Genomic DNA, 19,956 nt, shown 5'->3' with positions numbered 1-19,956 from the left:
TCCGTTTCACGCTCGATCAGATCAGATCAGGGTCACGATCCCGAGCTGCGGATCCACCCAGCCCTCGTAGATCATCTTCACCGCCACGTAGAGGATGACGGCCAGCCCCACCCAGGCGATCCAGCGATAACGCTCGATGTACCGGGCGATGAAGTTCGCGGCCACGCCCATGAGCGCCACGGCGAAGACGAGACCCACGATGAGGATGCCGGGATGATCGCGCGCCGCCCCGGCGACGCCGAGCACGTTGTCGATCGACATCGAGATATCCGCCACCGCGACCGAGATGGCCGCTCCGGCAAAGCTCTTGGCAGGGCGCACGCCGGAGTTTTCGTCACCCTCGATCTCGGGCGAGCCGGGATGATTGCCGCCGTGAATCTCGCGGTACATCTTCCACGCCACCCACAGCAGCAGCAATCCACCCGCGAACACCAGCCCGACGATGCCGAGCAGCCAGGTGACGATCAGCGCGAAGCCAATGCGCATGACCAGCGCAGCGATCACGCCCAGGGCGATGACCTTCTTGCGCTGGTCGGCCGGGAGACCGGCGGCCAGGGCACCCACGACAATGGCGTTGTCGCCCGCCAGCACCACGTCGATCATCAAGACCTGGAGGAACGCCGAAAAAGCGGCCGGCGTCCCCAGGTTCGAGAAGTCGTTGACGATGTGCTGCCAGATCTCTGCCGGACCGCCCATGGAGGACGTCGCCACCAGTGTCTGAAGGATGCTCAAGCCCCCCAAAGTCTCCCAAGCTCCCCTTTACTGATTCATCGTCGAGAAGAAGTCCTCGTTGGTCTTCGAGTCCTTCATCTTGTCGAGCAGGAACTCCATCGCGTCGACGGTGCCCATCTGCATGAGGATACGGCGAAGGACCCACATCTTGGTGAGCTGGTCCTTGGGAACCAGCAGCTCTTCCTTGCGGGTGCCGGACTTGCCGACGTCCAGTGCCGGGAAGATGCGCTTGTCGGCCACCTTGCGGTCCAGGACGATTTCCGAGTTACCGGTGCCCTTGAACTCTTCGAAGATGACTTCGTCCATGCGGCTGCCGGTATCGATCAGCGCGGTGGCGATGATGGAGAGCGAACCGCCCTCCTCGATGTTGCGCGCGGCGCCGAAGAAGCGCTTGGGGCGCTGCAGGGCGTTAGCGTCCACACCGCCGGTCAGCACCTTGCCCGAGCTGGGCACCACGGTGTTGTAGGCGCGGCCGAGACGGGTGATCGAGTCCAGCAGGATCACGACGTCACGCTTGTGCTCGACCAGGCGCTTGGCTTTTTCGATCACCATTTCGGCGACCTGGACGTGGCGCTGGGCGGGTTCGTCGAAGGTGGAGGAGATGACCTCGCCCTTCACCGAACGCTGCATGTCGGTGACTTCCTCGGGGCGCTCGTCGACGAGCAGGACCAGCAGGAAGACTTCCGGATGGTTGTCAGTGATGGCCTTGGCCATGTTCTGCAGCAGCACGGTCTTACCCGTGCGCGGCGGCGCCACGATCAGCGCGCGCTGGCCCTTGCCCTGCGGCGAGATGAGATCGATCACGCGGGCCGACTTGTCCTTGACCGTGGGGTCCAGGCAATCGAGCTTCAGGCGCTGATCGGGATAGAGCGGCGTCAGGTTGTCGAAGTTGACGCGGTGGCGCACCACGTCCGGATCATCGAAGTTGACGCTGATGAGCTTGGTGATGGCGAAGTAGCGCTCGCCGTCCTTCGGGGCGCGGATTTCGCCTTCGACGGTATCGCCCGTGCGCAGGCCCCATTTGCGGACCTGGTTCGGCGAAACGTAGATGTCGTCGGGTCCGGCGAGGTAGTTCGCCTCTGGACTGCGCAGGAAGCCGAAACCGTCAGTGAGCACTTCGATGGTGCCCTGCCCGATGATTTCCTCGCCGTCCTCGGCCACTTCCTTGAGAATGGCGAACATGAGGTCCTGGCGGCGCAGCGTCGAAGCGCCTTCAACGCCCAGTTCCTCAGCCATTTCGACCAGTTCGGCCGATGATTTCTTCTTGAGTTCTTTAAGATGCATTTGTCTGGATTCCGGATGGAAATGGTGTGTCGGCCGGCGGGATCGAAGGGCTTGGGGAAAGCGGATCCGGGCAGGAGAATGGGCTCGCCGCCCTATGCCGGAACAGGGCCCAGATAAGCGTTCGCCGGGCCTCGGTCAACGAGTCAATCCGCCAAGCGGCGTGTGGGCGGGCCGAATGGATCGGGCCTGGATGCGGCGGCGAATGAAGCCGTTCGAGTCCTCTGGGTCGTAACGGGGGAGCGCAGAGAGTTCTTGAGTCGCTTTCCTGCGGACCGGCCGCTGCCGACGGCGTGGGTGCGAACGAAAGCCGTGGTGCGGATTAAAACCGATTCAGAACGGCTTCACGACCACCAGGATCACGATCACGGCAGCGGCCAACCCCGGAATCTCGTTCAGCAGGCGCAGCTTTCGGCCGGTCAGCGGACGCTCGCCGCGCGCCAGCTTCTTGCCGTAGCCTACCAGCCAGCCATGATAGCCCGAGAGACCTAGGACGAAGAGCAGCTTGGCGTGAAGCCAGCCCTGGTCCCACGCGCCCATGGCAGTGGCGGTGGCGATGCCCAGCACCCAGACGAGGATCAGCGAAGGCGTCAGGATGATCTTGCGCAGCTTGGCTTCGCGATCGATCCAGCGTGCTTCCTCTGCCGAGCCTGGCTCCGCTTCCTGGTGATAGACGAAATAGCGCGGGAGCATGAACAGCCCGGCCATCCAGAAGATCACGAAGATGACATGTCCGGCCTTGAGCCAGAGATAGAGCATGGAAAGCACTTCCTGCATGAGTCCCACGAGTCTGATGGTTCCGGGGCGGCCCTCCTGCACTCTTGCCCTGCTTCGGGCAAGACGATTCCGTCCGTGAATCAGCCGATTAATCCGCTTCCGGGCGGTCGATCGCTGGGCAGGGTGCGGGAGGGATGCCTGTTGAGGGCCGCCGCCGGAATGGGCCTATCGCGACCAGTTCCGGACGATGCCGAGCAGCTTCTCCACGTTCTCGATCGGCGTGAACTGGCCGATTCCGTGGCCGAGATTGAAGACGTGCGGCCGGTCGGCAAAGGCATCGAGCACGCGGTGGACCTGACTCTCGAGGTCCTCACCGCCCGAAAGCAGCAGCAGCGGATCGAGATTCCCCTGCACCGGCAGGCCCGCCGGCAATTCCCGCGCCGCCCAGATCGGGTCGATGGTCTCGTCGATTCCGACCGCGTCGACACCGGTCTCCCGGGCATAGGATGCCAGTTTTTCGCCGGCCCCCTTGGGGAATCCGATGATCGGAGTCTCGGGATGGCGCGCTTTCACCGCAGCGACGATCTGCGCATTGGGAGCAATGACCCAGCGCTCGAACTGAGCGGGAGAGAGCGACCCTGCCCATGAATCGAAAAGCTGGATGGCTTCCGCGCCGGCTTCGATCTGGCCGCTGAGGTAGTCGACAGTCACCCCCACGATAGCCTGGATGATCGCCTGGAACGCCGTAGGGTCGCGATAGGCCATGGCGCGGGTCTCATGCTGATCCCGGCTGCCCTCGCCTGCACACATGTACGTGGCGACCGTCCAGGGGCTTCCTGCAAAGCCCAGCATCGTCTTGTCGGCATCGAGTGCGGCGCGAACCTTGCGCACGGTTTCGTAGATCGGGGAGAGGCGATCGGGCACGGCAGAGAGACTCTCCAGCGCGCTGTCGACCAGGCGCGGAGTCAGCCGCGGACCTTCGCCGGCCAGGAACTGGAGGTCCTGCCCCATGGAGTAAGGCACGATCAGGATGTCCGAGAACAGGATCGCACCGTCGAATCCGAAGCGGCGGATCGGTTGCAGGGTGATCTCGGCGGCTGCGTCGGTATCGTAGACGAGGGCCAGGAATCCGCCCTTTTCGGCGCGCAGGGCACGGTATTCGGGAAGGTATCTTCCGGCCTGGCGCATCAGCCAGACCGGGCGCTTGCTCGTGTTCGTTCCGCGCAGGTTTTCGAGAAGGAGGCCAGGCATCGAGATTCAGGTCCGATCAAAAAAATAAAGATTCTTAGAAGGATGATGGAGTCTGTTGGTCCTGTGGATATCGGGGACGATTGAATCTTGCCCGAATTATTCCACGGTGAACAGGTTCAAATCTGTGCGGCGACTCTCCGAGGAGTCTGAGTCAAAGACTCTTTATCCCGGTTACCCACAGGGTGTGGGCGCGAATTGAATCATGTTTACGACTCTAGAGATTGAATCGGTTCAACGGGGAGGAAAACCGGGATCCGAGTTGTCACCGGACTAGTCCCGTGGTTTATGCCGGGACATATCCACAAGCCGCCGGGAGGTCTGGCGGCTCCCTCGCGAAGACTCTGGAAAAGCCTCGAATGGCGCGATTTCATCTCCACCTGCTCTCGGATTCCACTGGCGAAACGCTGGAAATGATAGCCAAGGCCGCCCTCGCCCAGTTCGACGATTCAGACGTCCTGCGGCACTTCTGGCCGATGGTGCGATCCCAGCAGCACCTCGACCGGATCATGGGCGAAATCGCCGCCAATCCCGGACTCGTCTTCTTCACTCTCGTGAACGAGGAAACGCGCGGCAGGCTGGAAGAACGCTGCCAGCAGCTCGGGCTGCCGGCGATTGCCGTGCTCGACGGTGTCACCGATGCCCTGGAAGCCTTGCTCGGCCAGGAGGCCAAGGGGCGTCCGGGCCGGCAGCACCGCCTGGACGACGCCTATTTCGCGCGCGTCGATGCGATTCAGTTCACCATCGCTCATGACGACGGCATTGCCTGGGAGGACTGGGAAGAGTCCGATATCGTCCTGGCGGGAGTCTCGCGCACCAGCAAGACGCCGACGTCGATCTACCTCGCTAACCGCGGGTACAAAGTGGCGAACATCCCCATCGTGGTGGAGAGCCCGCCCCCGCCGCTGCTGTTCGGCCTCAAGCGACCGCTGGTCGTGGGCCTGACCACCGCGCCGGAGCGCCTGATTCAGATTCGCCGCAACCGTCTGCTCTCCCTCAGCCAGTCGCCGGATACCGATTACGTGAAGTCCGATAGGGTGGAGAACGAGCTGAAATACGCGCGCCGCATGTTCGCGGACAATTCCTGGCCGGTGATCGACGTGACGCGTCGGTCGATCGAGGAAACGGCCGCGGCGATCATCAATCTCTATAACGAGCGCAAGGCCGAAGGAACGCAAGGTCCGGTCGGCCCCAAGCCGATCTGACTTCACGGGAAATCGACATGATCGTCCTGGCATCTCAAAGCGCGTCGCGGCGTGCCATGCTCGAAGCCGCAGCCATTCCGTTTCGCGCGCAGCCCGCGCACGTCGACGAGCGCGCCATCGAGGCTGGGCTTTCCGGCAGGCCGCCCGCCGAGATCGCCCTGCAACTGGCGCGGGCCAAGGCGCTGGCGGTATCCGATCAGGCGCCTGGAGAGCTGGTGCTCGGCAGTGACTCGCTGGTCGAATGCGCTGGCCGCCGTTTCGACAAGCCCGCCGATCGCGAGGCCGCCGCCGAACATCTGCGCTTCTTCTCCGGCAAAGTGATGAATCTCCACAGCGCCGCCGCCCTCGTGCGCGACGGCGAGGTATTGTGGGCCGAAGACGCCGTGGCCTCGCTCCAGGTCACGACGCTTTCCGAGGCATTCATTGCCGATTATCTCGATGCCGAATGGCCTGAAGTGGCGGGCTGCGTCGGCGTTTTTCGTATCGAAGCCCGGGGCGTGCAGCTGTTCGAGAAGATCGACGGCGACTATTTCACCATTCTCGGCATGCCGCTGCTCAAAGTGCAGGCGGCGCTGCGTCGTCTCGGAGAAATCGCGCAATGACTCTGCCTTATGCCGAAGTGATCGGCGATCCGATCGGACAATCCAGGTCCCCGGTGATTCACGGATTCTGGCTGGAGAAGCTCGGCCTTGAGGGTCGCTACGACCGGCATCTCGTTCCGGTTGAAGGCCTGACCGGCTATCTCGACGAACGCCGCGGCGATGCCGCCTGGCGGGGTTGCAACGTCACGATGCCGCACAAGCTGGCGATCGTGCCCCTGCTCGACAGGCTGGATCCGCTGGCGGCCAGGATCGGCGCCGTGAACACGGTGGTGCGCGAGGCGGATGGCTCGCTGACAGGCTACAACACCGACGCTCCGGGCTTTCTGGAGCCGCTGCAGCCGCTGCTCGACCAGACTCACTTGTTCCGTATGGCGCGCGTTCTCGGTACCGGCGGCGCTGCGCGGGCGATCGTCGCGGCCCTGGCGGAGCGCGGCTTCGTGATCGTGCTGGCCGGGCGCGATCCCGCCAAGGCGCGGTCCATGCTGGACGAGTTGACCGTGCAGAAGGACCATCACGCCATCGACCTGGCGCATTTCGCCGATCCCACCGACTTCGCTTTCGACGACCGCGAGCACTGCCTCGACATCATCGTCAATGCGAGTCCGCTGGGCATGGCCGGGCAGCCGCCCCTCGCCTTCGATTTCAGCCATGCGCCGCCGCGCAGCGTGGCCTATGACATCGTCACCAGTCCGCTGGAGACGCCGTTCCTTCAGGATGCCCGCAAGGCGGGACTGGAAACGGTCGACGGCCTGGCGATGCTGATCGGCCAGGCCGACGTCGCCTTCACGCGTTTCTTCGGGGTGAAGCCGCCCCGCGAGCATGACGAGGAACTGCGCGCGCGGCTTCTGGCATGAATCGCGCCGCGGCCCCGAAGATCCTGGGCCTCACCGGCTCGATCGGCATGGGCAAGTCCACCGTGGCCGGGATGTTCCGCGCTCTCGGCGTGCCGGTCTTCGATGCGGATGCGACCGTTCACGAATTGCAGGGCCCGGGCGGGTTGCTGGTCGCAGCGATCGAGGCGGCCTTTCCGGGCACCACCGGTCCGGAGGGAGTCATTCGCCAGAAGCTGGGCGCGGCCGTGTTCGGAGACAAGGCGGAACTGGCGCGACTCGAGGGCATCGTCCACCCCGCCGTCGCAGAGGCGCGGCGCCGCTTCATGGCGACGCATGGCAGCGCGCCGCTGGTCGTTTTCGACATACCCCTGCTTTACGAAAAAACGGGCGATCGCGGCCTGGACGGGGTGGTGGTGGTCTCCGCTCCGGCAGAGGCCCAGCGTGCCCGCGTGCTCGCGCGGCCGGGCATGACGGCGGAGAAATTCCAGCAGATACTGACCCTTCAGGTTCCGGACGCTGAAAAGCGCGCGCGCGCCGATTTCGTCATCGATACCGGGACCACATTGGAGGAAACCCGCTGGCAGGTAAGCCGCATCGTGGATGCGCTGGCCGGGTCAGAATAATCGCCTCAGGGCCTTGCGAAGTGGGCCGGGCAGGCAGATATGGAGAGGGATGAGAGAGATCATCTTCGACACCGAGACTACAGGTTTCGACCCCAGGAACGGGGACCGGATGGTGGAGATCGGCTGCATCGAGATGGTCAACCGGGTGCCCACCGGCCAAACCTACCACGCCTATTTCAACCCCGAACGCACGATGCCCGCCGAAGCCGAAGCGGTGCACGGCCTGTCCGATGCTTTCCTTGCCGACAAGCCCCTGTTCGGCAGCTGCGCCCAGGCCTTCGTGGACTTCATCGGTGACGCGCCGATGATCGCGCACAATGCGGGCTTCGACTTCAACTTCATCAATTTCGAACTCGCCAAGTGCGGCTTTGCCGAAGTCTGCCTGACGCGGATGGTCGATACCGTGGCGCTCGCCAAAGTGCGGCATCCCGGCGCCAAGCTGTCTCTGGACGCGCTTTGCACGCGCTACGGAATTGATCGAAGTCATCGTACCAAGCACGGCGCCTTGCTAGACGCCGAGCTGCTCGCGCAGGTCTATGTGGAGCTGAGGGGCGGTCGCCAGATCGGCCTGGAGCTTCTCGCGGAAACCGCCGAAATCACGACGGAGGCGCGCATTCTCATTCGAAAGGATCGCCCGTTTCGTCAGCCGCGTCCCCACGCGGCTACCGACGAGGAACTTCTTGTTCACGCAGAGTTTCTCAAGTCGGTCGATGCCCCGCTCTGGGGCGCCTGATTCACAGCAGAGGAGTAATCGTCCATGGACATCCGCGTTTCCGGCCATCAGGTCGACACCGGTGAAGCCCTCCAGAACCACGCCAGCGAGCGACTGACGGCGATCATAGACAAGTACTTCAGCCGAGCGCTGTCGTCCCAGGTCACCTTCGGACGCGCCCCGGCCGGCGCTTTCCGCTGCGATATCGTGATGCATGTGATGCAGAACCTGGTGCTGAAGGGCACCGGCATGGCACAGGATGCCCATATCGCCTGCGACCAGGCCGCCGAAAAGATCGACAAGCAGCTGCGCCGTTACAAGCGCCGGATCAAGGATCGCCACGAACAGTCGGCTCATGCCGTCGCGGTGGAAGAAGCCGCCTACACGATCTTCGAAGAACGCGCGAACGAGCAGGAAGAAGAGCAGGAAATCGACGCACCTGTCGTGATTGCGGAAACCCGTGTGGACGTTCCTGAGGCCACCGTTTCGGACGCGGTCATGATGCTCGACTTGCGCAACACCACGGCGCTGCTGTTCAAAAACGCTGGCACGGGGCGCCATAATATGGTTTACCGCCGCGGCGACGGTTCGATTGGCTGGGTCGAGCCGCACTGACGCCGACCGTAGCGCCGAATAGGCGTCTATACTTCTTTTCGAAGGACAAAGCATAACCCCCGGTTTTCCGGGGGTTATGGACGTTTAGTCCTAGGTAACCCATCTTGGGCCAGAACCAGAAACGCAGATGAGCAGTCTTTTTACCCTGTTGCCAGATGCCGTCGTGACTTCCAGCGCAGACAGCAAGCCCGTGATTCTCGGCCGACTCGCCGACCTTTTCGCCGAGGTTTACCACCTCGATCGCGAAGTCGTGCTTGCGCGCATTATCGAGCGCGAGGAACTGGGCAGCACGGGCTTCGGCCGCCGCATCGCCATACCGCATGCCCGCATGTCCGGTCTTGGGCGGCCCGTGGCTGTCGTGCTGCGGCTCGACGCTCCCGTGGAATTCGAATCCGCGGATGGCGTGCCGGTCGATCTGGTGTTCGGCCTGCTCTCGCCCGAGAATGCCGGCGCCACTCACCTTCACGCCCTGGCCGCGATCTCACGCATGATGCGCGATGAACGCATGCATTCCGCGCTGATCGATGCGCCCGGCCCCGAGGCGCTCTACAGCCTGCTCAGCAACGTCATCGATCGCGATGCCGCCTGAGACTTCGGACTCCGGCGCTCCGGACATGTCCGGCGCCGGCCTGCACTGGCGTGCGCTGGAAGGCCTCTATGCTTCGGCGCCGATCAACCAGATGTTCCGCTCCCGCCTCGATATCGTCGGCGAGGGGCATTCCCGCATCACTTTCGATGTGGAGCCGGACAGTTTCCACGCCGCCGGCGCGGCGCATGGGACGATCTATTTCAAAATGCTGGACGATGCGGCGTTCTATGCCGCCAACACGCTCGTCACCGATCGCTTCCTGCTCACCACCTCGTTCAACCTGCTGCTGAGCAAGCCGATCAAGGGCGGCACCATCGTGGCCGAAGGTCGCTGGGTCAGCGGCCGCCGCCGCGTGCTGGTGGCGGAATCGCGCCTGGTGGATGAAGAGGGCGACGAAGTGGGCCGCGGCACCGGCACATTCATGCGCTCGCGCATCGCGCTTTCCGGCCTGCCCGGTTACGTCGTCCCGACTGCCCCGGGCCCGACTGGCCCCGGCCCGACCGGTACGGCCTGACATGGACGACCGCCTGCCCGCCCATCTGGAAGTCTCCGGCCTCATACGCGCAGTGGAAGCGGAAGGCGGATTCGGCATGGTTCTCAGCAAAGGTGAGCGCGACGCCGGGACGATCATGCTCGTCCTGCTCGAGAATGGAGGCAGTGCGCGCGCCTATGAACGCATGCCGGGCCTAGATGGCACGCGCGCCTGGCATTGCACTCGCCGCCAGGAAGAATCGGCAGATTTCGGCGAATCGCTAACGGCGAGACTCGCGTTCTCGGACTATGTGGAGAGACGCGGCACGCAGGACCCCGACCTTTGGGTCGTGGAACTGGATGTCGCGAAGCCCGAACGCTTCATCGGGCTTGGTGTATAACCGGGTTGACTTGCACGGCATGCAAGTTAATGGCCTCTTCGCAGACGCGGAAGCGGCTCGGGTAGCATTTCGGCCAACCCGGCTAGCACGCAGACGGGGAATCGTCGGCAGGATCGTTGGAAGGTGAACGCCTCTAAAAGGCATTCCGTTCCCGCCTGCGTCGGATTGGTTCACCGCCCTTGATCTAAAGTTGATGCGAAGCAAAGTTCAGTGGGCAAGCGCAGTGGCGCTGGCCGCTACGATATTGACCACCCTATTCGGCGCACAGGGTTCGGGCGCCGCGGCTCTGGCACCAGTCCTGGTCCAGGCCCAATCGAACCTCGATCCGATCTTCGTCTCGAAGCCGGTCGTCCAGTCCCTCCCCTCGGAAGACGGGGTAGACGCGACGGATGACGACAGTGCAGCAGGCGCAGAAGATCAGGACGCTTCGCAGGACAACCCGGTCGATGCAGACACGCTGGCGCAGCTTGTTGCCCAGCAGTCCGTACCTGGCCGTCTGAGCAGCGAAATGCGCTGCCTGGCGAGCGCGATCTACTTCGAATCGCGCGGTGAAACTCTGGAAGGCCAGCTGGCTGTTGGCCGCGTGATCATCAACCGCGCGGAATCGGGTCGCTTCCCGGCCAGCTACTGCGGCGTCGTCTATCAGCCGGCGCAGTTCTCCTTCATCCAGGGCAAGAAGATGCCCAAGGTGCGCGAACAGTCGAGCGGCTGGCGCGAAGCCGTGGCCGTCGCCAAGATCGCCATGGAAAAGAGCTGGAAGAGCCCGGTCAAGGGTGCGCTGTTCTTCCACGCCACGCGCGTGGAACCGAACTGGCGCCTGACGCGCCTGGCCCGCGTGGACAATCACATCTTCTACCGTTGATCCGGCGGTGATCGGTATGGGGGCGCGCTGCAGCCCCTGTAGCGGAACATGAGAAGGGGAGCGAAATCGGTGCGCCATGCACCGCTTTCGCTCCCCTTTCTCGTGCCGTCATCGGTCCCGCCGGAATCAGTCTCTCAGATGGACCCAGACGGGGGTATGGTCGCTGGCCTTCTCGCGGCCGCGGTAGGCCTTGTCGACGCCGCAGGCCACGAGCCTGTCCGCCAGCTCGGGCGAGAGCAGTGCATGATCGATGCGGAAGCCATGGTCGCGTTGCCAGGCGCCGGCCTGATAGTCCCAGAAGGTCCAGACGCCGCCGCGCGGGTTGTGAGTGGCGATCGCGTCGGTCCAGCCGTCTCCGAGCAGGCGGAAATAGGCATCGCGCGATTCCGGCTGCATCAGGGCATCGGCCGCCATGGCCGGCGGCGACCAGACATCGCAATCGGTGGGGATGACGTTGAAATCGCCGGTGACGATGGCGGGAACTTCCTCGGCCTTGATCGCGTCCATGCGGCGGCGGAGGCGATCCATCCAGCGCAGCTTGTAGTCGAACTTGGGGCCGGGCACCGGATTGCCATTGGGCAGGTAGATGCAAACGACGCGCATTCCGAAGACGTCCGCCTCCAGATAGCGCGAATGCTCGTCCTCAGGCTCCCCTTCAAGGCCGCGCTGCACTTCCACCGGCATCTCGCCATCGGCAAGGATGGCCACGCCATTGAAGCCCTTCTGGCCGTGCCAGATGCCCTTGTAGCCGATCTTCTCGAACTCGGCGATTGGGAAGCCTTCGTCCTGGCTCTTGATCTCCTGCAGGCAGGCGACGGCCGGGCGCGTCTCTTCCAGCCATTCGAGCAGGCGGGGCAGGCGCGCCTTGACCCCGTTGATGTTGAACGTGGCGATCTTCCTCATACCGAGAAGCTCGATCCGCATCCGCATCCGGCCGCAGCCTGGGGGTTCTCCACCTTGAAGGCCGCACCGCCAAGAGATTCCACGTAGTCCACCACGCAGCCGCTCACGAGATCGAGGCTCATCGAGTCCACGACCAGACGCACGCCGTCCGTTTCCGCGACGGTATCATCCGCCTCGGGCGCCTCGGCGAGGCCGAACTTGTATTGGAAGCCGGAGCAGCCGCCGCCTTCGACCGAGAGACGAAGAATCGCGGGCTTGCCCTGCTTTTCGGCAATCGCGGCAACGCGCGAGGCCGCCGAGGGGCTGAGAGTGACGGTTTGCTGGTCCATGTCCGCGATGTAGGCTTCCCCGCCCCCCGCGGCAAGGCGCGGAGGGCAGAGGAATCCTGTCCGGCTTGGTAGGGCGATTGCGGCGGGAAGCCTGTGCGGCGGCGCGTCGCCATGCGGCGCCGCCCGCGCACTCTGGCGGATCGTTCGGACGGCCTCGCGCGGCCGGAAGGGAGTGCCCGAACGGCGGCCGGAGCCGGTTCAGGCCATCTGGATATAGTCGCGCATGGCGGCGGCTTCGGATTCCACCTTTTCCAGTCGGTACTTCACGATGTCGCCGATCGATACGAAAGCGACCATGCGATCGCCGACGGTCACCGGCAGGTGGCGAATGCGCCGCCGCGTCATCAACGCCAGCGCCGCCAGGGCCGAGGCGGACGGGTCCACCGTGACGGGCGGAGAGGTCATGACTTCGCTGACCTGCATGCCCAGCACGCTCGGCCCGAATTCGCGCAGGCGGTAGATCACGTCGCGCTCGGAAAAGATCCCGACGAGGCTGTCGCCTTCGAAGATCGGCAGTGCGCCGATGCGGCGATCGGCCAGAAGGGACGCCGCCTCGCTGACGGTGCAATCGGCCTGGCAGGTGATAACGGCCTCCCGGCCGGTGATGATCCGCTCGATCGTCATCGTTTCAATCTCCCGTAATCGGGTCCTCGACCCGCTCCTCGCACGCCCTCTGTCGGGGCTTGTTCCAGGGAGAGTAACACAGGCCCGGCACCGCCACGAGTCCCTTGCGAGCCGGCGCGCGAAGGCGCACATGGGCCGGATGATACCGCGCTCGCCCCTGGATGACCCCGAAAAGGCCGCCCACGCCTGGGCGCGCTATCGCCGCATCATGCGCTATATGCTGACAGTGACGGTGGCCCTGGTGATCGCTTCGGTGATTCTGCTCTACCGTTCCAACGGGATGGTCTCGGTGCACTTTTACATCGCCGCGGCATTGGGCATCGGCTTCACCATGCTGCTGGCGTCCGCGCTGATGGGCCTGGTGTTCCTGTCCAGCGGCACCGGCCATGACGAGGCGGTCGTCGATCCGCTGGACGACGATCACCGGTTCTGAATTTTCGGCTGCGGAACGCCAGGCGCCGGACGAATCAGGTTGCCGCAGGTCTCAGGCGGAATTCCTCGACCGGGTGGCCGCCGATCAGGTGCTCCTGGATGATCCGCTCCAGCACATCCTCGGTGCAGGAGTGGTACCACACGCCGTCCGGCCAGACGACGGCGACCGGACCGGCGAAACAGATGCGCAGGCAGTCGGCCTTGGTCCGGGCGACGCCGCCCCCGTCCTGACGCAGGGGGCCGTCGAGCCCGAGCTGCTTGAGCCGCTTCTTCAGGTATTTCCATGAAGCCGCGCCCTGCTGCGGCGCGCAGCACTCGCCCTTCTGGGGTTCGGCGCAGATGAAGATGTGCCGCTGGATTCCGTCGCCTCCGGCTTTCGCCAGTGCATCGGCGGCGCGCGCGATGTCTTCGGCCGTGGCGCTCATGCACGGAACATCCATTGCCGGGCGCTTTCCAGATAGGCTTCGGTCAGCGGCGCAGGGCCGCTTGGACCGACCATGACGATTACGGTGCGGGCGAAAACCACGGGCTTGCCCTCCTGCATCACCACCTGAAGCACGGTCTGGCTGGTCCGTCCCATGCGTTCGACCGCGCCGTGCACGGTGACCGCCTCCGGATAGTGAGTCTCGCCCAGGTAATCGATGGCGATGCTGGCCACCATCGTCGAGAGCCCGGCGAGGTGCTCAAGGCCGCCCGCCGTGCGGAAGAAGCGCACGCGTGCGTCCTCCAGAATGCCGGCCATGGCGACGTTGTTGATGTGCATGTTCACGTCGAGATCGCCGAACCGCGGTTCGATCTGACAGGAGAACGGGTAGCGCGCGGCGTCTAGCAGCGCGGGATCGGGTTTAGCCATGTTCCGGGAAGTAGGAAGCGGCGGCCGGATGGTCCAGTGCGAACGTGCCGGCAGGCCGCCGGCCGATGTCTCACCGGCGGGGCGCTGTCAGCCCTTCTTGCCCACGATCCGGGCGATCTCGGCAGCGACGAGCCGCTCCACCATCGGCGGCAGGTTCTTGTCGAGCCATTCGGCAAGCGCCGGGCGCAACAATTCGCGAGTCAGGGCTTCCAGCGAAGTTTCTCCCGAGCGGACGATCTGCGGCGGCACGCCGGGTTCCGAGATCATGGCCAGCGCCGCCAGCGATTCGCGCATCGAATTGCGCTTCTCGTCATGAACCAGAGCGGGCTCGTCGGCAGGTTCGTCAGGCGCGAGCTGCGCGGTTTCCGCCAGATCGAGCACATCGTCATCCTCGTCTTCGAGCATGACCGCGCGCAGATCCTCCACCGAACGGCGGTGCCGCTCGGCCCGGGCATCGGACCGCGAATCGACACGCATGTCGCGGGCGATCACCTGCTTGATCGACTGGAGAATCTCCTCGACCGAAGGTTCACCGCTTTGACGCATGCCACTTTGCCCCTGCTCGCTGGTCCGGCTGCCTGCTTCAAAGGCCCACCGGACGCGACGAAAATCCTGCTCCGAATCGGAGCAGCCAATTACTGCTGCGGAATGTTCCCGTCCTGCACTTGCGTGTCAACGGTCCGGGTGGACTTGGCCACGGGTGCCGGATCGTTATCCCAGTCGAGAATCTTGCCCTTCACCCGGTCGTAATTGATCTCGGGATCGTAGAGAATCCCGCCGTCCAGGTTGAGATCGCGGGCCTCGGCCTTGCCCATGGCAGCCAGCAGGGTGAAGCCCGCGACGTAGGCGTTGCGCCGTGCCGTCACCAGGGTGACTTGGGCGTTCAGCAGTTCCTGCTCGGCATTGAGAATGTCGAGAATGGTGCGGTTGCCTACCGAATTCTCGGCGCGGACGCCTTCCAGGCTGAGCGAGGCGGCGTCCACCGCCACTTGTGAGGAGCGGATCAGGTCGTTCGAGGCGTTCCACGACGTGAAGGACGACCGCACCTGGGCGATCACGTCGCGTTCGGCGGCGATTTCCTGTTCCAGCGTGGCGGAGGCCGTGGCCTGGGCCTGGCGGCGCTGCGCGGCGGGCAATCCGCCCTGGAAGATCGGGATCGACAACTGCGCCCCGGCCTGCGCGGCGGTATCGTGCTGGGACACGCCGGAGCTGGGCACGCCGCGTGCCAGGGTATTGAAGTAGTTGTTGTAGGTGCCCTGGCCGAACAGCCGCAGCGTCGGCAGGCGGCTGGCGCCGGCGACGTCGATGTCCTTTTCCGCAGCCTTGGTACGCTCTCGCGCGCCGATCAGATCGGGGTTGGAATCGAGAGCGATGGCGGAGGCTTCATCCGCATTGCCCGGAAGGTTCGGCAGGGGCGGCGGCGCCTCCAGAGCCTCGGGCGCATGGCCGACGAGGCGGATGTAAGTCTCCCGCGCGCCGGCCAGATTGGCTTCGGCGGTGCGCAAGTCGCTCTGGGCGACGGCCAGGCGCGACTGCGACTGCGCCACGTCGGTGCGCGTGAGGTCGCCGATCTGGAAGCGGTCGCTGGTGGCCTGCAGGTTGGTCTGCAGAACGCTGACGTTCTTGCGGTTGAGCCCGACGATCGCCTCGGTGCGGATCACGTCCATGTAGGCCGCGACCACTTGCGAGAAGATCGAGGCTTCCGTGGCGCGCAAGTCTGCCTGTCCGGCGTCGACGCGGATCTTCGCGGCCTTGATGCGGTTCTTCACCGCACCGCCCGAATAGATCGGCACGCCCAGGTCCGCCCCGGCATTGAAAGTGCGCGCAGGCGCGTTGAACGAATTCTCGCTCTGCTTCAGGAACTCCGTGTAGGTGCCGCTGACGCTGGCGTTCGGCCGCCCCTGGGCCTTGGCGATCGGCACGCCCTCGTCCGTGGCGCGCTGCTGCGCGCGCGCGGATTCGAGCGTGGGATTGGTTTGATAGGCGGCAACAAGCGCATCGCGCAGGGTATCTGCCAGCGCCGGAGCGCCGGTCAGAGCCAGTGTCAGACATCCCCCCGCGAGCAGCCCGGCACGCTTTGCGAACCGGGCCACGTTCAGAAGCTCCAGTGTTTGGGAGCAGCGAATTCGGGAAGAACCGGAATCCCCATCTCGATCAGCGGCAGCAGCGAAACCGCACCGGCGGCCTTCACGCCCGATGCGAGGCGGGTGACGCCGCGCACGACCAGACCGGTCACCACGCGGCCGCCGTCGACCACTTGCGCGGCGAGAGCGGCGGGCAGTTCCTCGATCGCGCCGTCGATCACGACGAGCGAATAGCCGCCCTCACCCGCCAGAGCGGCGGCTTCGGCAGGGTCCACCACGGTCAGCGAACCGGCGAGCGGACGCAGCAGTGCAGCCAGATAGCCATTGGCTTCGCCCACGAGCAGGACCTTGTCGTCCTGAGTGGGAGCCGCTTCGGCCAGAATCTTGCCGTGAACGAGCGGAGCGGCCAGGAACCGGCCGTTTTCCAGCGCGATCGCGCGGTCGATATAGGCGGCGTCGCGCATGGCGGCCGGAACGAAGTCCTCGCGGGCGACGCGGGCCATTGCGGTGAGCACCCAGGGTTCGTTGACCCCGCTAGTGCGCAGCTGGCTGACGATCATCGCGTGGCGTGCTTCGGTGGCGGACCGATCCTCGGTCAGGGTCATTGCGGCCTATTCCTCATGCTGGCGCGGGAAAGGACGGCAGACGCCTGTACCCCGCAAATACGGACTTTATGCCGGGCCTTCTAAGCGAAGCGGCGATGCAGGCCAAGCAGTTTGAAATACCTTGGTCGATCAATCGTGACGCTTTGACGATGCCGTTCCCGAACATGCAACCCGCTGCGCGTGGAACACAAGAATCGCCGCGCGAAATGCGCTTTTGCGCAAATGTCAAAGCGGGTCTAAGGAGCGCGCAAAACCACGTGATCCGCAAAAAACGGGAGCGCCTAATCCATGACAGAAATGGTGACCATCCGCGAAGACGACCTGATCGACAGTGTCGCCGACGCACTTCAGTATATCAGCTACTTCCACCCGATGGACTACATCCGCGCGCTGGGCGACGCCTATGAGGCGGAGCAAGGCCCCGCCGCCAAGGATGCCATCGCCCAGATCCTGACCAACAGCCGCATGTGCGCGGAAGGGCATCGCCCGATCTGCCAGGACACCGGCATCGTCAACGTCTTCATCGAATGGGGCCAGAACTGCCGCCTCGAATCCGAGAAGTCGCTGCAGGAAGTGGTCGATGAAGGCGTGCGCCGCGCCTACAACAATGCCGAGAACAAGCTGCGCGCTTCGGTTCTGGCCGACCCCGCCTTCACTCGCCGCAACACCAAGGACAACACCCCTTCGGTGCTTTCGGTCAGCATGGTCCCCGGCTCCAAGGTCTCGGTGGACGTTGCGGCCAAGGGCGGCGGTTCGGAGAACAAGTCGAAGTTCAAGATGATGAATCCCAGCGATTCCATCGTCGACTGGGTGATCGAGATGCTGCCCCAGATGGGTGCCGGCTGGTGCCCGCCGGGCATGCTGGGCATCGGCATCGGCGGCACTGCGGAGCACTGCGTCAAGCTCGCCAAGCAGAGCCTGATGGAGCCGATCGACATGGCACAGCTTAAGGCACGCGGCCCGCAGAATGATATCGAGGCGCTGCGCATCGAGATCTTCGACAAGGTGAACGCGCTCGGCATCGGCGCGCAGGGCCTTGGCGGCCTGGCCACCATCCTGGACGTCAAGATCATGGACTGGCCGTGCCACGCTGCGGGCAAGCCCGTCGCCATGATCCCCAACTGCGCCGCCACCCGCCACGCGCACTTCACGCTGGACGGTTCCGGCCCGAAGTACCTCGAAACCCCGAATCTGGACGAGTGGCCGCAAGTGGAATGGGCGCCCGACGCCGGCGCCATCCGCGTCGACCTCGACACCCTCACCCCCGAGATCGTCCAGAGCTGGAAGCAGGGCGATCGCCTGCTGCTGAACGGCAAGATGCTCACTGGCCGCGATGCCGCGCACAAGCGCATCGCCGATATGCTGGCCAAGGGCGAGGAACTGCCGGTCGATTTCAAGGGCCGCGTGATCTACTACGTCGGCCCGGTCGATCCGGTGCGTGAGGAAGTTGTCGGCCCCGCCGGCCCGACCACCGCGACCCGCATGGACAAGTTCTCCGACACCATGCTCGATCTTGGCCTGCTCGCCAGCATCGGCAAGTCGGAGCGCGGCCCCGCCGCCACCGAATCCATCGCCAGGCACAAGTCGGCCTACCTGATGGCCGTCGGCGGCGCCGCCTACCTCGTCGCCCGCGCGATCAAGGAAGCCAAGGTCGTCGGCTTCGCGGACCTGGGCATGGAGGCGATCTACGAATTCACCGTCAGGGACATGCCGGTGACTGTGGCGGTCGATTCCGAAGGCAAGAACGTCCACCAGCTGGCGCCGCTGGTGTGGAAGGAAAAGATCGCCAAGGAACACCTGCTTCCGGCGTGATGAAGCCCGGTCCGGCGGCTTTTCCGTCGGACCGGACCTTCCCTCGGCGCCGCTTCGACGAATGTCGGTCGCGGCCCGATCAGGGAACTGGCGCGCGGGGGATTTTTTGCGCTATCCCCTGCAGATGACGACCCCCATGACTCCCGTCTCCACCCAGCCGCGTGTGCCTGCGCGGCTCGTCCTGCTTTCCCTTGCCGCCCTCTGGGCCTGCTACTTCGTCGTCGCCACGCTGCGCGGCGTCGCGATGGGCTACGACATGTTCTGGCCGATGGTGTCGCGGCGGCTGACGATCTGTGTCCTGTCCATGCTGCTGATGGCGGCGGTCTGGCCTCTGCTGCAACTTCTGGATCGCCGCTCGGCCGGTACGCGCTTCGTGGTGGTGCTGGTCAGCGCGCTGCCGCTGGCGATCGCGCTCTCGCTCATCAACGATGCGATCTTTGCCGACATGAATTCGGACAAGGACGAGCAGTACCAGCACGATTCCGTCGACGGCCCCAGCAATGTGCGGATCAGCCGGGACGATGCGGGCAATATCCTGGTCGATCTTCCCAAGAGCATGTCGCCGAAATCGGAGACCAGCGAATCTCCCGTTGCCGAGGCCGGCGATGGTGAGCGCAAGTCGGAGACGACGACCGAAACCCGTTCGGAAATCAGCGTCGATGCCGAGAAGATGTTCGGTCAGGCCTACGATCGCTGGGCGAACATGGCCGACACCGCCTTCGGCCGCTATTTCCTGGTGCTGGCCTGGGCGGCTCTCTATTTCGCGCTGGTCAAGGCGGAGGAAGCCCGCGCCGCGGAATGGCGCGAGGGCGAATATCGCCGGGCGGCGGCGGCGGCGGAGCTGCGATCGCTGCGCTATCAGGTCAATCCGCACTTCCTGTTCAACACGCTCAATTCGCTTTCCGCACTGGTCATGATCGGCAAGCAGGACGATGCCGAAAAGATGATCCAGAATCTTTCGACCTTCTATCGGCGAACACTTTCCGGGGATCCCACCAGCGATCTTGCACTTGTCGACGAAATCGAGATGCAGAAGCTCTATTTCGCAATAGAAGCGGTGCGGTTTCCGAATCGATTGTTAACGACGATTGATGTTGACGATTCCGTTCTTGGTGCAATGGTGCCCGGCATGATCCTGCAGCCGCTCGTAGAGAATTCGGTGAAGTATGCCGTTGCCGCCACCCAGCGGCCGGTGACGATCGCCGTTCGCGCGCGCCGCGATGACGACATGCTGGAGATCAGCGTGGTGGACGATGGGCCGGGATGCCCGGAAAACAGCGGCGGTTTCGGGATCGGCCTCGGCAATGTGCGGGACCGCCTGCGCGCCCGCTACGGCGCTGCGGCCACCATTGCGTTCGGCAAACGCCCCGAGGGCGGCTTTGCCACGGTCCTGAGAATGCCCCTGGAGGCTGGTTTTGCCTGA

At 64.4% G+C, this 19,956-nt stretch carries 25 protein-coding genes; 13 read left to right on the top strand and 12 right to left on the bottom strand.

Annotated elements, in window-relative coordinates; translation table 11 throughout:
• Positions 1 to 21: 21 nt before the first annotated feature.
• The 4 genes from EDF58_RS07845 to hemE all read right to left on the bottom strand — a co-directional run bounded on the left by EDF58_RS07845 (position 22) and on the right by hemE (position 3,981).
• On the bottom strand, positions 22 to 696 hold the full coding sequence (locus tag EDF58_RS07845) for a TerC family protein (RefSeq protein ID WP_132265254.1): 675 nt from the start codon (positions 694 to 696) through the stop codon (positions 22 to 24).
• Between the two features lie 63 nt (positions 697 to 759).
• Complete coding sequence (gene rho / locus EDF58_RS07840; protein WP_132264295.1) at positions 760 to 2,016, bottom strand: transcription termination factor Rho; 1,257 nt, start codon at positions 2,014 to 2,016, stop codon at positions 760 to 762.
• 330 nt (positions 2,017 to 2,346) lie between these two features.
• Positions 2,347 to 2,790: a CopD family protein gene (locus tag EDF58_RS07835; RefSeq protein WP_132265252.1), complete on the bottom strand. Its 444-nt coding sequence runs from the start codon at positions 2,788 to 2,790 to the stop codon at positions 2,347 to 2,349.
• Positions 2,791 to 2,955: 165 nt separating this feature from the next.
• Positions 2,956 to 3,981, bottom strand: a complete 1,026-nt coding sequence (hemE, locus tag EDF58_RS07830) for a uroporphyrinogen decarboxylase (RefSeq protein WP_132264294.1) — start codon at positions 3,979 to 3,981, stop codon at positions 2,956 to 2,958.
• A gap of 356 nt (positions 3,982 to 4,337) precedes the next feature.
• On the opposite strand from hemE, the gene EDF58_RS07825 reads away from it, so the two are divergent.
• The 10 genes from EDF58_RS07825 (at position 4,338) to EDF58_RS07780 (ending at position 10,891) form a co-directional block, all read left to right on the top strand.
• Positions 4,338 to 5,183 (top strand): pyruvate, water dikinase regulatory protein, encoded by an 846-nt coding sequence (locus EDF58_RS07825; RefSeq protein ID WP_132264292.1) that lies wholly within the window; start codon positions 4,338 to 4,340, stop codon positions 5,181 to 5,183.
• 17 nt (positions 5,184 to 5,200) lie between these two features.
• Positions 5,201 to 5,785 carry a Maf family protein gene (locus EDF58_RS07820; protein WP_132264290.1) on the top strand — a complete coding sequence of 195 codons (585 nt, stop codon included), beginning with the start codon at positions 5,201 to 5,203 and terminating at the stop codon, positions 5,783 to 5,785.
• Positions 5,782 to 6,639, top strand: a complete 858-nt coding sequence (locus EDF58_RS07815) for a shikimate dehydrogenase (protein WP_132264288.1) — start codon at positions 5,782 to 5,784, stop codon at positions 6,637 to 6,639. Before EDF58_RS07820 ends, EDF58_RS07815 begins: the two co-directional genes overlap by 4 nt.
• Positions 6,636 to 7,241, top strand: coding sequence for a dephospho-CoA kinase (gene coaE, locus EDF58_RS07810; RefSeq protein ID WP_132264286.1), 606 nt, complete (start codon positions 6,636 to 6,638; stop codon positions 7,239 to 7,241). The genes EDF58_RS07815 and coaE overlap by 4 nt, the downstream gene beginning before the upstream one ends.
• A gap of 49 nt (positions 7,242 to 7,290) precedes the next feature.
• A complete protein-coding gene (gene dnaQ, locus EDF58_RS07805; RefSeq protein ID WP_132264285.1) occupies positions 7,291 to 7,974 on the top strand; it encodes a DNA polymerase III subunit epsilon in 684 nt (227 codons plus the stop codon).
• 24 nt (positions 7,975 to 7,998) lie between these two features.
• Entirely contained in the window at positions 7,999 to 8,568 is a 570-nt protein-coding gene (gene raiA, locus EDF58_RS07800) for a ribosome-associated translation inhibitor RaiA (RefSeq protein WP_132264283.1), read from the top strand.
• Between the two features lie 127 nt (positions 8,569 to 8,695).
• Complete coding sequence (locus EDF58_RS07795) at positions 8,696 to 9,157, top strand: PTS sugar transporter subunit IIA (RefSeq protein ID WP_132264281.1); 462 nt, start codon at positions 8,696 to 8,698, stop codon at positions 9,155 to 9,157.
• 25 nt (positions 9,158 to 9,182) lie between these two features.
• Positions 9,183 to 9,671 carry a PaaI family thioesterase gene (locus EDF58_RS07790; protein WP_243654127.1) on the top strand — a complete coding sequence of 163 codons (489 nt, stop codon included), beginning with the start codon at positions 9,183 to 9,185 and terminating at the stop codon, positions 9,669 to 9,671.
• A gap of 1 nt (position 9,672) precedes the next feature.
• Positions 9,673 to 10,029: a DUF1491 family protein gene (locus tag EDF58_RS07785; protein ID WP_132264278.1), complete on the top strand. Its 357-nt coding sequence runs from the start codon at positions 9,673 to 9,675 to the stop codon at positions 10,027 to 10,029.
• Between the two features lie 193 nt (positions 10,030 to 10,222).
• A complete protein-coding gene (locus tag EDF58_RS07780) occupies positions 10,223 to 10,891 on the top strand; it encodes a cell wall hydrolase (protein WP_132264276.1) in 669 nt (222 codons plus the stop codon).
• A gap of 126 nt (positions 10,892 to 11,017) precedes the next feature.
• Here the strand turns inward: EDF58_RS07780 and xth are convergent, their stop codons facing one another.
• From xth to EDF58_RS07765, 3 genes are all read right to left on the bottom strand, one after another.
• Complete coding sequence (xth, locus tag EDF58_RS07775) at positions 11,018 to 11,794, bottom strand: exodeoxyribonuclease III (protein WP_207912871.1); 777 nt, start codon at positions 11,792 to 11,794, stop codon at positions 11,018 to 11,020.
• Complete coding sequence (erpA, locus tag EDF58_RS07770) at positions 11,791 to 12,123, bottom strand: iron-sulfur cluster insertion protein ErpA (protein ID WP_132264273.1); 333 nt, start codon at positions 12,121 to 12,123, stop codon at positions 11,791 to 11,793. The genes xth and erpA overlap by 4 nt, the downstream gene beginning before the upstream one ends.
• A gap of 198 nt (positions 12,124 to 12,321) precedes the next feature.
• Positions 12,322 to 12,747 carry a CBS domain-containing protein gene (locus tag EDF58_RS07765; protein ID WP_132264271.1) on the bottom strand — a complete coding sequence of 142 codons (426 nt, stop codon included), beginning with the start codon at positions 12,745 to 12,747 and terminating at the stop codon, positions 12,322 to 12,324.
• Positions 12,748 to 12,886: 139 nt separating this feature from the next.
• Between EDF58_RS07765 and EDF58_RS07760 the strand changes: the two genes are divergently transcribed.
• The gene (locus EDF58_RS07760; RefSeq protein WP_132265251.1) at positions 12,887 to 13,180 is read left to right on the top strand and encodes a hypothetical protein; all 294 of its coding nucleotides are present in this window, start codon (positions 12,887 to 12,889) and stop codon (positions 13,178 to 13,180) included.
• A 34-nt stretch (positions 13,181 to 13,214) separates the two neighbouring features.
• On the opposite strand, the gene EDF58_RS07755 is transcribed toward EDF58_RS07760, so the two are convergent.
• From EDF58_RS07755 to EDF58_RS07735, 5 genes are all read right to left on the bottom strand, one after another.
• Positions 13,215 to 13,604 carry a (2Fe-2S) ferredoxin domain-containing protein gene (locus tag EDF58_RS07755; RefSeq protein ID WP_132264269.1) on the bottom strand — a complete coding sequence of 130 codons (390 nt, stop codon included), beginning with the start codon at positions 13,602 to 13,604 and terminating at the stop codon, positions 13,215 to 13,217.
• Positions 13,601 to 14,032 carry an acyl-CoA thioesterase gene (locus EDF58_RS07750; protein WP_132264267.1) on the bottom strand — a complete coding sequence of 144 codons (432 nt, stop codon included), beginning with the start codon at positions 14,030 to 14,032 and terminating at the stop codon, positions 13,601 to 13,603. The genes EDF58_RS07755 and EDF58_RS07750 overlap by 4 nt, the downstream gene beginning before the upstream one ends.
• Before the next feature lie 87 nt (positions 14,033 to 14,119).
• Positions 14,120 to 14,578 (bottom strand): DUF2497 domain-containing protein, encoded by a 459-nt coding sequence (locus EDF58_RS07745; protein ID WP_132264265.1) that lies wholly within the window; start codon positions 14,576 to 14,578, stop codon positions 14,120 to 14,122.
• A gap of 89 nt (positions 14,579 to 14,667) precedes the next feature.
• Positions 14,668 to 16,125: a TolC family outer membrane protein gene (locus tag EDF58_RS07740; RefSeq protein ID WP_132264263.1), complete on the bottom strand. Its 1,458-nt coding sequence runs from the start codon at positions 16,123 to 16,125 to the stop codon at positions 14,668 to 14,670.
• Between the two features lie 2 nt (positions 16,126 to 16,127).
• The gene (locus tag EDF58_RS07735; protein ID WP_132264261.1) at positions 16,128 to 16,721 is read right to left on the bottom strand and encodes a protein-L-isoaspartate O-methyltransferase; all 594 of its coding nucleotides are present in this window, start codon (positions 16,719 to 16,721) and stop codon (positions 16,128 to 16,130) included.
• A 288-nt stretch (positions 16,722 to 17,009) separates the two neighbouring features.
• Here EDF58_RS07735 and EDF58_RS07730 point away from each other — a divergent pair, with 288 nt between their 5' ends.
• Both EDF58_RS07730 and EDF58_RS07725 read left to right on the top strand, forming a co-directional pair.
• Complete coding sequence (locus EDF58_RS07730; protein ID WP_132264259.1) at positions 17,010 to 18,533, top strand: fumarate hydratase; 1,524 nt, start codon at positions 17,010 to 17,012, stop codon at positions 18,531 to 18,533.
• Positions 18,534 to 18,669: 136 nt separating this feature from the next.
• Positions 18,670 to 19,956, top strand: coding sequence for a histidine kinase (locus EDF58_RS07725; RefSeq protein WP_132265249.1), 1,287 nt, complete (start codon positions 18,670 to 18,672; stop codon positions 19,954 to 19,956).

This window comes from Novosphingobium sp. PhB57, assembly GCF_004342985.1.
In the GTDB taxonomy this organism is placed as follows: Bacteria; Pseudomonadota; Alphaproteobacteria; order Sphingomonadales; family Sphingomonadaceae; genus Novosphingobium.
This window is presented reverse-complemented; position numbering and strand designations above follow the sequence as displayed.